We start from the raw sequence: 11,861 nt of genomic DNA, 5'->3' as shown, positions 1-11,861 counted from the left end.
GTCCGCGAAACCGCCACCACCGGCGAACCGGCCACCACCGGCGATCCGACCACCACCCGCGCCCCCGCCACGGCCCACGAACCCGCCATGCCCCGCCGACCGGCCACCACCCGCCAACCGGCCACCACCCGCCGGCCCACCATCGCCCGCGTCCCCTTCCCCGTCGTCGACGAGATCTCCCGGCACTGCCTCCAGGACGACGAACCGGAGACCGTCCATATCGAGGTGCATCTCCCGGGCCGGGTCGACCACGAGCGCCTGCGGACCGCCTTCCACCAGGCGCTCACCCGCCACCCCCGCATCCTGATGCGCCAGGCCCCGGTCCGCTGGTGGCACCGCCGTTACTCATGGCAGCTCACCGCCGCCCCGGACGTGGACCCGGTCGTCTTCCCGCCGCCCGGCCCCGACGCCCTCGTACGCGCCCGGGAACGCGCCCTCACCGACTGCCCGCCCCTGGACGCCTCGCCCCCCATCCGTCTCGAGGTGATCGAGCGTCCGGACACGGCGGACGGCACCGTCCTGCTCCTCACCCTCAACCACACCGCGCTGGACGGCCCGGCCTGCCTGCGGGTACTGGCCACCGCCGCCGAGCTCTACGGCGGCGCCGACAACTCCCCCGCCCCGCCGCCCGTACGCGCCCCCGATGCCGGTACGGACCAGGGGCGCGTACGGCCCGACGACAGCCCGGCGGCCGCCGGGCACGGCCTCGCCCGCCCGGCCCGCATCGCCCCGGACAACGGGGACGGCACAGGCCCGCCCCCGCGCCCCGATGCGCCCGGCAACGGCATGCTGATCACCGAGTTGCCCGTCCCGGCCCGGCCGCCGCGCGTGGCCGGCCGGGCACCGTACACCGTCAACGACCAGCTGCTCGTCGCCACCTGCCTGACGGTCGCCCGCTGGAACCGGCTGCACGACCGGCCCACCGCCCCCGTCCTCGTCACCATGCCCGTGGACGACCGCCCACGCGGCAGCGAGATGCCCATCGGCAACGGCACCCGGCTGGTCCCGGTCGGCTTCGGCCCCGGGGAACGCCAGGACGCCGCGCCGCTCACCGCCGATCCGCCCGACCCCGACGCGGTCGCCCGGCTGCTGCGCCGTACGGCCGCCCGCACCCGCGCCCTCAAATCCACTCACGGCTCCCAACTGGGCGCGACCGGAACCCTCTTGGCCTTGCCCGTACTGCCCGTGGGGATGCGCAGGGCCGCCACCCGAGCCCTCCGCACCGCCGCGGCCCCCTGGACCTCCACCACACTCCTGTCCAACATCGGCCGCATCCCCTACCCCCTCGACTTCGGCGACGCCGGGCGCCCGACCGCGGTGTGGTTCTCCGCGCCCGCCCGGATGCCGCGCGGGCTGACCTTCACCACCGTCTCGGTCGGCGGCCGCATCCAGCTCGCACTGCGCTGGTCGCACGCCCTCCTGGACGACGCGGCCGGCGCCCGCCTCGGCGCCCTCTTCGCCACCTCCCTCGCCGCCACCGAAGGAGCCACCCGATGACCCGGCCCCCCACCCGAACCGCCCAACCCCCACCAGGCACCGGCACCGGCACCGGCACCACCCAGCCCCCACCGCTGACCGGCACCACCCAACCCCCGCCAGGCACCGGCATTTCCCAACCCCCGCCAGGGCTACGGGACTTCTACGAGAACCCCGCCGTGCCCGTCGCGTCCGGCACCGCCCGCAGCCGGCGGCAGGCCCAGCTCCTGGCCCGCGCCCTCGGGCCCGTACGCACCGGGGCGCCGGCCGCGACCGTCCTGGACATCGGCTGCGGCGACGGCACCGCGGCCGCCACCGCCGCGGACATCCTGGCCGGGCACCGCCTCATCGGCGTCGACTGGTCGCAGGACGCACTGCGCCGCGCCGCGACCCGTATCCCCTATACCGTGCGCGGCGAACTGACCGACGGCGGGCTACCGTTCGCGACCGGCTCCGCCGACGCCGTCCTCTTCAGCGAGGTCATCGAACACCTCGTCGACCCCGACGCCGCCCTCGACGAACTCCACCGCGTCCTGCGCCCCGGCGGCCACCTCATGCTCTCCACCCCCAATCTCGCCGCCTGGTACAACCGCGGACTCCTGCTCGCCGGAGTCCAGCCCGTCTTCTCGGAGGTGAGCCTGCGTCAGATCCATGGCCGCCCCGGCACCCAGGTCGTCGGCCACCTGCGCCTCTACACCGCCCGCGCCCTGCGCGGCTTCCTCACCGCCTCCGGCTTCGACGTCGTACGGATCGCCGGCGCGCCCTACCACGACGTCCCCCGCCCCCTACGCCCTCTCGACCGCGCCGCCTGTCACGCCCCCTCCCTGGCCTCCATCCTGCTCGCCCACGCCCGCCGCAGACCGCTCCATCACTACAGAACGTGAAATACCCCAGGAACTAACTACTCTCTGTAATCGTTGCCGGAAAAGAAAGGTAAGGAGGAGGCCCACAAGGCAAAGCCCCAAGGCAGACCCCCGCACGCGCCCCATGCGCACCCCATCAGTCCCGTGCAGAACAGTCCCGTGCAGAACAGTGAAGAAGAACGGAGCAGAAGGGAGTACGGCGATGCTCTGGTGGGGCGTGGCCTCGGCGCTGCTCGCCAACGTCCTGTACAGCACCGGTTTTGTGCTGGAGAAGCGCGCCCTGTCCGCGCTGCCCGCCCTGAGCACCCGGCAGCCCGCCCGGGTCATCCGCCATCTCCTGGGCAGCCCGCTGTGGATCGGCGGCTCGCTCGCCCTGGCCGCCGGTTTCGCCGCTCAACTCGCCGTCTACCGCACACTCCCCATCGCCGCGGCCCAGGGCATCTTCGTCTCGGGCCTGGTTCTGCTGCTGCTCCTGTCCTCGGCGGTGCTGGGCGAGCGGACCAGTGGCCGGGAGCGGCAGAGCATCGTGGCGATCCTCGTGGCGCTGGTGATGGTCGTCGCCTCCCTCCAGGGCGGCGACGCCACGACCATCGCCCGCACCGCACCGCCCGCCACGCTGCTCGCCATCGCCGTACCGTCGCTGGCCGCGGGGCTGCTGCTGTACGGCTCGGCGGAACGGCGCGCCAGGCGCCGCCATCGCCTGCCGACCGCGGGCGTGCCCTACGGGGTGGCCGTCGGTCTTCTCTACGGCGTCAGCTCACTGGCCATCAAGGGTGTTTCCGGCCTGCTCACCACCCACCACATCCCGGCCGCCGCCGCGCAGCTCTTCCGCTCGCCGTATCCCTATCTTCTGCTCTTCACCGGAGCCACCGGCCTGGTGCTGTCCCAGACCGCCCTGCAACGCTGCCGCGCCTCCGTCATCGTCCCCGTCTGCTCCACCATCACCTGCGTCTTCACCGTCGCCGGCGGCACCGTCGCCTTCGGCGAACCGTTGCCCGCCGATCCCGTCCGGCTGGCGTTACGGCTCGGCGGCACGGCCGTGGCCCTGACCGTCCTGCTGGCCCTGCCCCGCCACGACGCCCCCGCAGCCGCACCGGCACAGACACCAGCCCCGGCCCCGGCCCCGGCCTCAGCCCCGGCACCCCCCAGCTCCGAATCCCCCGCTCCCCAACTCCCCACTCCCGCATCAGCCGACCCCGCATCAGCGGTCACCGACATCACCCGGCATCGAAATGCCCGGCACCGAAACACCCGACTTCGAAATGCCCGGCCATCACCCGGCACCGAAGCACCCGGCACCCCATCACACAGCCCCCGACAACCCACCGGAACACCCGCCGAAACACCCACCGGAACAACGGAGTTGAGCCATGAAGCCAGATGACCCGCTGCTGAAGATCCTCGCCTGCCCGCTCGACAAGGGTCCGCTGTCCCTTCTCGCCCCCGACGACGTCCTCTACAACCCCCGGTTGCGCCGCCGCTATCCGATCCTCGACGGGATCCCCCAGCTCCTCCCCTCCTCCGGTGAACAGGTCACCGACGCCGAACACGACCGCATCTGCCGCCGCCTGACCGAAGCGCCCCCGGCCGACGGCCCGGCCCCGGGCCTGGCCCCGATCCCGGCCTCAACCCCAACCCCGACCCCGGCGGTCCCCACCCCCGCCGCCCCCGCCGCCCCCGCCCCGGAGCCGCGGTCGTGACGCTCGCCGCACGGCTGGGCCCACGGCTGCCCGCGCGGCTGGTGTCGGCGCTGGCGGCCGGGCTCTATCCGCGCTTCGAGCCGGAGCTCGGCCGGCTGGCCGACTTCTGCCCGGCGGGCGGCACGGCCGTGGACGTCGGCGGGTGGCTCGGGCCCTGGACGCGGCGGCTGGCCCGGCGCGCGGACCGGGTCGTCACCATCGAGCCCGTCCCCCATCTGGCCCGGCTGATCGCGTCGGTCACCCCGGCGCATGTCGACGTGGTCTCCGCCGCGGCCACCGACCACTCCGGCCGCGCCACGCTCTGGCTGCCGCCGGACGGCCGCGGCGACCGCGGGGTCTCTTCGCTCGTCCGCCGCGAACTGCACGGCAGCACCCTCGATGTGCCCTGCCTCCCCCTCGATTCGCTGGAGCTGGCCTCCGTCACCCTCATCAAGATCGACGTGGACGGCGGTGAGCCGGCGGTGCTGCGCGGCGCCGCACGCACCATCGAGCGGGAACTCCCGGCGCTGTTCATCGAGCTGGAGACCCGCATCCAGCCGCTCACACCCGTCCTGGACTGGACGGCCGCCCGCGGCTATCGCGGCTGGGTCCTGCCGCACGGCCGCTGGACGCCGCTGGCCGACTTCGATCTACCCGCCCATCAGTCCCGCACCTCCCATGTCGCCGAGCACGGCCTGCTCCGCCGCTCCCTCGCCCCGCACCGCCGCTACGTCAATTCCGTGCTCTTCCTCCCCGCCGGCGCCCGCCCCGGCGCCCGCCCCGGCCCCCCGTCGTCCCCGCCCCGCCCGCCCCGCGTCCACAACCTCCACGACCATGTCCATCATGAACCCCGCCACTGACAATGACGGCCCGACCGGCTCCGCCCCGTCCGGGACGCCCGGACCCGTCGCGTTCCAGCTCGTTCTGCTGCGCCGCATGGCCGACCACCAGCCCGGTCTCGTCGAGGACGCGCTGCGCACCCTGGGCGTCTCCCGCGCCGATCTGCGCGAGGCCCACCGCCGCTGGCAGGCGCGGATGCACGCCCCTCGGGCGCCCGGCGGCCTGAAGCCCTATCGCGAACTCCTCGGCGCCCCCGAGACCGTCACCGCCCGCCGCATCGGCGATCTGGCCTGCGAGGCCCTGACCTGGCCGGTCCCGCTCTGGCCCGATCTGCGGTTCGAGATCCTGACCGCCGCCCGGGGCGCCGTCTGGAACGCCTGGCTCGTCCGCGCCCCCGGCGCCGCCGCCCCCGCGCTCCGTACGGCCGCGGACCTCACCCCCTGGTCGTGCACGGTCGACGAGGTCGCCCGCGCCTTCCCCCCGGCCCGCCCGATGGAGGGCAGCGCCCCCACCCGCTGGGCCCTGGCCTGTATGGTTCCCGACCCCGACCCGGGTGCCGAGCCGCACGCCCTGGTCACGGAATTCACCTGGGGCCTCTTCCAGCGGCTGGTGGACTGACCCGCCGCCACCCGGTCACCGCGTCCCCCAACCGGACCTCCCCAACGGGCAGCTGACGGCCGCTCGCCACACGATGGCCAGGAGCGCCTCTTGTGCACGCTCCGCCCACACCGGCCCACAGGTGCCATACCGGCCCTTAGGGGAGGAATCCTCCATGAACATAAGCCTCGCCCAGCTGCGGCGCTGCTCCGTTGCCGTCGACCTCGGCGCGGCCCGCACCCGGGTGTATGCCAAGAACCAGGGTCTGATCGTCGATGAACCGACGGTCGCCGCCGTCAATGTCCGTACCGGAGCGCTGCTGGCCGTCGGCGCCCGTGCAGAGGTGATGGACGGCCGCACACCCGACTACATCCGCGTCGTGCACCCGGTCGCCGGCGGCACGGTCGTGGACATAGAGATGGCCCAGCGTCTGCTGCGCACCCTCGTCGGCGGCAAGCTGCGCAAGACCTGGCGGCGCCGGCCCTCGATGCGGGCCGCGGTCTGTATGCCGTACGGCAGCGAGCCGCTGGCGCAGCGGGCCGCCGTGGAGACGCTGACGGGAATGGGCGCCCGGCGGGTGGAGCTGGTCGATACGCTGATCGCCGCGGCGGTCGGCTGCGGCCTGCCGGTGGAACAGCCGGAAGCGACCATGATCGTGGTGTGTGGGGCGGGCACCACGCAGATCGCGGTGCTCTCGGTCGGTGCGATCGTGGCCGCGGAGACCGTTCCGGTGGGTGGCAACGCCATCGCCCACGCGATCATCCAGCACATGCGGCTGCACCATGAGCTGATGCTGCCGGGCCAGGCCGTACGCCCCCTGCAGCTGATGCTGGCCGGCGACGATGCGCATGCCTCCTCGGCCGAGGTGCACGGCCGGGATGTGGTCAGCGGCCTGGCGCGCTCCGTGCGGGTCGACACCGAGCGGGTGCTGAAGGCCATCACGTCCCCGCTGACCGCGATCCTCGACGGCATCGGGTCGGTGCTGCGCAACTGCCCGCCGGACCTGGTGGCCGACCTCGGGGAGAACGGCATCATGCTCGCGGGTGGCAGCGCGCTGACCCCTGGCCTGGAGTCGATGCTCCAGCAGGCCACGTCCATGCCGGTGCATGTCGCGGACCGCCCCGACGTCTGTGCCGTACAGGGGCTGGGCGCCATGATCGAGGGCAAGGTGGAACCCCTGCACCTCGATCCCATGGCTCCGTAAGCGCAGCCGCCGGTCTTCTTCGCAGACCCCGGTCTCCTCTACAGGCCCCGGGCGTTTCTGCAGACCCCAGGCGTTTCCGGGGACTGTGGACCTCTTTGCAGATCTACAGACTCCGGGTGTTCCAGGCGATTACCGCGGGCCGGTCGTGCTCGGTCCCCAGGACGCCGACCGCCCCGGTCTCGAACGTGAACAGCCCGCCCGCGGCGGCCGGCAGCCCGAGCCGGCGGGCGGTCAGCACGCGCAGAAAGTGGGCGTGCGCCACCAGCGCCACATCCCCCTCGTCCGCCTCGAGCTGCGGCGCGATCCGCGCCAGCACCCGGTCGGCGCGCGCCCCGACCTGTTCGGGCGACTCCCCCGGGTGCCCGGCAGGGCCGGGGGCGACGCCGTCGCTGAACAGATACCAGGTGGGCCTGCTGCGGTGGATCTCGGCGGTCGAGATGCCCTCGTAGCCGCCGTAGTCCCATTCCTGCAGGTCAGGGTCTATCTGCGGCTGTGAAAGGCCCGCGAGTTCTGCGGTGCGCAGGGCCCGCTGCATCGGGCTGGTGTATACCTGCCCGATCTTCCGGCCCGACAGCAGCGGGCGCAGGGCGCGCGCCTGCTCCTCGCCGGCCGCGGTGAGCGGCAGGTCGGTGCGGCCGGTGTGCCGGCCGTTGCGGCTCCACTCGGTCTCGCCGTGCCGGATCAGCAGCAGTCGGCTCACTTGCTCTGCGCCTGCTGTCCCTGTTCGCTCTGCGCCTGCTCGGTCTGCTGGGCCTCGGCGACCGATGCGCGGACCTCGTCCATGTCCAGCCCGCGGGCCTGGCCGATGACGTCCTCCAGGGCGGCTTCCGGCAGCGCGCCGGGCTGGGAGAACACCGCGATGTTGTCGCGGACGATCATGACGGTCGGGATGGACTGGATCTGGAAGGCCTGTGCCAGCTCCGGCTGGGCTTCCGTGTCGACCTTGGCGAACACCAGGTCGTCGTGCTTCTCGGACGACCGCTCGAAGACCGGGCCGAACTGCTTGCACGGGCCGCACCACTCGGCCCAGAAGTCGATCAGGACGAAGTCGCTGCCGGAGACGATCTCGTCGAAGTTTTCCTTGGTGAGCTCTACCGTGCTCATACGTGCTTCCCTGCTTCCGGTCTGCGGTCGATATCCGTTCGGTGTCCAGCTGCGGTAACGGCCGCGATCCGCGCCGTATTCCACATACTGAACCGTCCCGCTCCCCTGCCCACCGCACGCCGTCCTAGACATCCGATCCGGGTGGCGAACCCCACGCCGTGTGCCGATCGCGCCGGGCCCGCGCGGCCGGCGCCGTCGGATCCGGTACGCAGATCCGGTACGGCCCCGTCAGATCCAGTACGGCGCGTCCGGCACCTCCCGGGCCCCGGATACGGAAAGCCCCACCGCCGCCGCGCCGCGCCCCGTGATCCAGGCGAGCAGATCCCCGAGCGTCCCGGTGATGACCGGCCCGCCACCGGCACCGATGTCCCGGACCAGGTCCCCGTCCGTCGCCTCGATCCGCATCCCGGGCACCGCGTCGCGCCCTGCCAGCGCGCCGATGACGTCCTCGATGACGGACCGGGCCGCGGAGTGCGGTACGTCTCCGAAGGTGTATCCGGCCGCCAGGTCCGCATGGTGCACCTCGAGCTCCCGCAGCCGCGTGGCCACCAGGCTCCCGGGGGTACGCAGCTCGCCGGTGCGCAGCCGTACGCGACGCCGCCAGGCTTCCTCGGGGAGCGTCCGCACCGCGCCGTCGAACCGGGCCGCGCTTTCGCGCACGTCGTCGACCAGTGCGGCGACCGGCCGCCGCGCCCCGGCCTCGATCTCCTCCTCGCGCGCCGCCATGCTCGCGTACTGCGGGATCTCCACCCCTGTACGCGCCCCCTCCAGCAACCGGCACAGGCTGTCCGCGGCCCGCGCGACGTGCGTGATGACGTGGCCGCGCGTCCACGGCGGAATCAATGTCGTCCCGCCCCTCTGCCGCTCCGTGAGCCCGGCAACGGTCGCCACGAACCTCTTCGTCGATTCATCGACCGAGGCCGGCAGCGGCCCCTTCTCCGACGCGTCCACCGTCTCCCCCACTTCCCCGTATCCGTTCGGTCCCCGCCCCGGGGGCCGGAAGGAAACCTCACCGAATTCCACCACTCAGAAACCTGATGCCGCATCGCGAGATCCGCGAGCTTCCGGATGGCGCCCGCGAAGTCCCGCCCGGCCACACCCGGCCTTGACGAGCGGCGCGTGCGCCATCCCAACACCCCGCATGCGCCGCACAATTGGGAAACCCGCGCGCCCTGCCGACGGAGAGCGGAGGACGGAGGGCGGAGGAGACGCTCCGTCAGACTCCCTGCCCGACAGCGGCGGTGGGACCCCTGTACTCCCTCACCCCCACCGGCAGGCGACACCACCGGCGGGCGACATCCGGGGCGGGCGACGCCATCGACTGGTGACACCTCGCGAACAGGGGGCATACCCAGCGATCGCAATGGGTAGCCGTTCGATAACGATGCGTAGTGATGCGAAGGGGAGGGCGGATGGCAGCCGCGGAGCGGCCGGGACGGACTCGAGGGCCGCCACGCGGTGCGTGACGACCCTCGTCCGTGCGCCTGGCCCGGTCTGATCGTTTCTGCGTCACCGGGCTGCGGTGGGGCGGGTGGGACTCGAACCCACGGCCGACGGATTATGAGTCCGCTGCTCTAACCGGCTGAGCTACCGCCCCCTCACGGCGCGCCGCGCACATTTGTGCGCGCCGTCTGCCGCAGCATAGCCGCTCATACGATCTGCTGCCCGTGTGGGCTTCCGTTGGGCTGCCGTCCGGCGACCATGCATGCCCAAGAGGACTTCGATCACCCGTGGTTCGGTTCCCGGGCACAAGAAAAAGGACCCCTTGCGGGGTCCTCGTTCTTTCTGCTCCCCCGACTGGACTCGAACCAGTAACCCTCCGGTTAACAGCCGAATGCTCTGCCAATTGAGCTACAGGGGACCGAGCTCCCCCGACTGGACTCGAACCAGTAACCTGCCGGTTAACAGCCGGCTGCTCTGCCAATTGAGCTACAGGGGAATGCTCTGTGTGCCTCGAATGCACCCTCGTCCGGGTCTCCGGACGGCGCGCGCTCGCTGCGACACATACATTAGCGCAAGCAGGGGGGTGCTCCGCCAATCGGTATCCCCACTGGTGGCCTCGGGTGATCTGCGGCCCCGGCGGGTAGGCGGGCGGCAGCGGAGCGCGGCGGCTTCGGGAGCGGCGCGCGGGACCGACGAGAGGAAAAGGTGGAGCGATGCGCTACCGGCTCACGTTCATCGCGGGACTGGCCGTCGGATATGTGCTCGGCACACGGGCCGGCCGGGAGCGGTACGAGCAGCTGCGCAAGGGCGCCCAGCGGATCGCGCAGAACCCCGCCGTCCGGAACACCGCGGAGTCCGCGGCGCTGAGCGGGCGCCAGGCCGCGTCGCGGGCCTTCGGAACGGTTTCGGCCAAGGTGAGCGACCGGCTGCCGGGGTCCGTCACCGACCGGGTCCGCTCGTTGCGCGTGCAGCGCACGAATGACGAGGACGACTGGGGCACCAGCAATACGTGAGCCGTCCGGGCTCCCGGAGTTCGCCCCGGGTGTCGGCCGGAGCTCTTCACGGCCTCCGGCCGACACCCGGGGGCAAAGCCTGACTCTCTCCTTATGCGTCTCATGGGGCATCATCTGGGGCCATGGGGATAGTCGCCGGGTTGGACAGTTCGTCCGCAAGCACACAGATCGTGGTCTGCGATGCGGATACGGGTGCCGTCATCAGGCAGGGGTATGCGCCGCATCCCACCGAGAAGGGGCCCGAGACCGATCCGCAGGCCTGGCTGATGTCCCTGGGCGAGGCCGCGGGCGGCGGGCTGCTCGAAGGGGTGCAGGCGATCGGCGTCTCGGCACAGCAGCACGGGCTGGTGCCGCTGGACGCGGACGGCAACCTCGTACGGCCCGCGCTGCTCGGCAATGACAAGCGGGCGCAGAGCGCGGCCGCGGACCTGGTGGACGCGCTGGGCGGACGTACGGCGTGGGCGCAGGCCGTCGGGGCGGTGCCGCAGGCGGCGCATCCGGTGACCAAGCTGCGCTGGCTGGCGCGTACGGAACCGGAGAACGCGGCGCGGATCGCGGAGGTCATGCAGCCGCACGACTGGCTGGCGTGGCAGCTGCTGGGGCGGCCGGCGCGGCATACGACGGACCGGGGCGGGGCCTCGGCCACGGGTTTCTGGTCGGCGGCGACCGAGTCGTACCGGCCGGAGCTGATCGAGCTGGCGTTGGGCCATCAGGTGCGGCTGCCGGAGGTGCTGGGTCCGTCGGGGACGGCCGGGTTCACGCCGGAGGGGCTGCTGATCTCCGCGGGTACGGGCGAGACGATGGCGGCCGCCTTCGGGCTCGGTGTCGGGGAGGGTGACGCCGTGGTGTCGCTGGGCGCCTCGGGGTCGGTGTTCGGGATTCATCACGAGGCGCTGGCCGATCCGAGTGGCACGATCACCTCGTTCGCCGATGCCACCGGGCGGCATCTGCCCGTCGTGCACACGACCAATGCGGTGCGGGTGCTGCGGGGCGCGGCGGAGATGCTCGGGACGGATCTGGAGGGGCTCTCCGAGCTGGCGCTGCAGTCGTCGCCCGGTGCGTACGGCATGGTGATGCTGCCGTATCTGGAGGGTGAGCGGACGCCGTATCTGCCGCACACCGCCGGATCGCTGCACGGGATGCGGCGCGAGAGCATGCGGCCGGAGCATCTGGCGCGGGCGGCCGTGGAGGGCATGCTCTGCGGGCTCGCGGATGCGCTGGATGTGCTGCGCGGGCGGGGGGTGGCGGTGCGCCGGGTGTTTTTGCTGGGTGCGGCCGCGGAGCTGGGGGCGGTGCAGGCGGCGGCGCCCGGTCTGTTCGGGGTGCAGGTCGTGGTGCCGCAGCCGGCCGAGTATGCGGCGCTGGGTGCGGCGCGGCAGGCCGCCTGGGCCTGGGGCGTGGCGCACGGCACGCTCGCGCCGGCCGCCGGCGCGGAGCCGGCACCGGGCGGCGGGTCCCCGTGGGTCGATCCGCCGCAGTGGCCGGCGGCGGCGAGCCAGATCTTCGAGCCGGGTGACGAACTGGCCGTCGGCCAGGCGGTGCGCCAGCAGTACGTGGCGGTGCGCGAGGAGGCTCATCCGGGGGCGTTCCAGCAGCATCCGGGAGCGTTCCGGCACGAGGCGTGAGCCGTTCGGGGTACCGG

General features: G+C 72.9%; 10 protein-coding genes, 3 tRNA genes and 2 pseudogenes. 9 read left to right on the top strand and 6 right to left on the bottom strand.

Annotation, left to right across the window (positions count from 1 at the left end; all coding sequences use genetic code 11):
* Positions 1-87 precede the first annotated feature (87 nt).
* The 7 genes and pseudogenes from ACZ4S3_RS03925 (at position 88) to ACZ4S3_RS03895 (ending at position 6,659) form a co-directional block, all read left to right on the top strand.
* Positions 88-1,497, top strand: coding sequence for a condensation protein (locus ACZ4S3_RS03925; RefSeq protein ID WP_467927256.1), 1,410 nt, complete (start codon positions 88-90; stop codon positions 1,495-1,497).
* On the top strand, positions 1,494-2,360 hold the full coding sequence (locus ACZ4S3_RS03920) for a class I SAM-dependent methyltransferase (protein WP_467925375.1): 867 nt from the start codon (positions 1,494-1,496) through the stop codon (positions 2,358-2,360). Before ACZ4S3_RS03925 ends, ACZ4S3_RS03920 begins: the two co-directional genes overlap by 4 nt.
* A gap of 181 nt (positions 2,361-2,541) precedes the next feature.
* A pseudogene (locus ACZ4S3_RS03915) lies at positions 2,542-3,456 on the top strand (DMT family transporter); the annotation flags it as partial.
* 253 nt (positions 3,457-3,709) lie between these two features.
* Positions 3,710-3,913: pseudogene (locus ACZ4S3_RS03910) on the top strand (Trm112 family protein); the annotation flags it as partial.
* 122 nt (positions 3,914-4,035) lie between these two features.
* Complete coding sequence (locus ACZ4S3_RS03905; RefSeq protein ID WP_467925373.1) at positions 4,036-4,878, top strand: FkbM family methyltransferase; 843 nt, start codon at positions 4,036-4,038, stop codon at positions 4,876-4,878.
* The gene (locus ACZ4S3_RS03900; RefSeq protein ID WP_467925371.1) at positions 4,862-5,476 is read left to right on the top strand and encodes a hypothetical protein; all 615 of its coding nucleotides are present in this window, start codon (positions 4,862-4,864) and stop codon (positions 5,474-5,476) included. The genes ACZ4S3_RS03905 and ACZ4S3_RS03900 overlap by 17 nt, the downstream gene beginning before the upstream one ends.
* A 154-nt stretch (positions 5,477-5,630) precedes the next feature.
* Positions 5,631-6,659 (top strand): rod shape-determining protein, encoded by a 1,029-nt coding sequence (locus ACZ4S3_RS03895; protein ID WP_467925369.1) that lies wholly within the window; start codon positions 5,631-5,633, stop codon positions 6,657-6,659.
* A gap of 103 nt (positions 6,660-6,762) precedes the next feature.
* On the opposite strand, the gene ACZ4S3_RS03890 is transcribed toward ACZ4S3_RS03895, so the two are convergent.
* The 6 genes from ACZ4S3_RS03890 to ACZ4S3_RS03865 all read right to left on the bottom strand — a co-directional run bounded on the left by ACZ4S3_RS03890 (position 6,763) and on the right by ACZ4S3_RS03865 (position 9,702).
* On the bottom strand, positions 6,763-7,359 hold the full coding sequence (locus tag ACZ4S3_RS03890) for a histidine phosphatase family protein (RefSeq protein WP_467925367.1): 597 nt from the start codon (positions 7,357-7,359) through the stop codon (positions 6,763-6,765).
* A complete protein-coding gene (gene trxA, locus ACZ4S3_RS03885; protein WP_467925365.1) occupies positions 7,356-7,763 on the bottom strand; it encodes a thioredoxin in 408 nt (135 codons plus the stop codon). The genes ACZ4S3_RS03890 and trxA overlap by 4 nt, the downstream gene beginning before the upstream one ends.
* A 228-nt stretch (positions 7,764-7,991) precedes the next feature.
* Complete coding sequence (locus tag ACZ4S3_RS03880) at positions 7,992-8,726, bottom strand: maleylpyruvate isomerase family mycothiol-dependent enzyme (protein ID WP_467925363.1); 735 nt, start codon at positions 8,724-8,726, stop codon at positions 7,992-7,994.
* Positions 8,727-9,286: 560 nt separating this feature from the next.
* Positions 9,287-9,360 (bottom strand) — tRNA-Ile (locus ACZ4S3_RS03875).
* 191 nt (positions 9,361-9,551) lie between these two features.
* Positions 9,552-9,624 (bottom strand) — tRNA-Asn (locus ACZ4S3_RS03870).
* A 5-nt stretch (positions 9,625-9,629) separates the two neighbouring features.
* A tRNA-Asn gene (locus tag ACZ4S3_RS03865) sits at positions 9,630-9,702 on the bottom strand.
* A gap of 217 nt (positions 9,703-9,919) precedes the next feature.
* Here ACZ4S3_RS03865 and ACZ4S3_RS03860 point away from each other — a divergent pair.
* Both ACZ4S3_RS03860 and ACZ4S3_RS03855 read left to right on the top strand, forming a co-directional pair.
* Entirely contained in the window at positions 9,920-10,219 is a 300-nt protein-coding gene (locus ACZ4S3_RS03860; RefSeq protein WP_467925361.1) for a YtxH domain-containing protein, read from the top strand.
* A 122-nt stretch (positions 10,220-10,341) separates the two neighbouring features.
* A complete protein-coding gene (locus tag ACZ4S3_RS03855; protein ID WP_467925359.1) occupies positions 10,342-11,844 on the top strand; it encodes an FGGY family carbohydrate kinase in 1,503 nt (500 codons plus the stop codon).
* Positions 11,845-11,861: the final 17 nt, after the last annotated feature.

It is taken from the genome of Streptomyces sp. NPDC028368 (assembly GCF_055565615.1).
The sequence above is the reverse complement of the archived record's forward strand: the minus strand, read 5'-3'. Positions and strand labels throughout refer to the sequence as shown.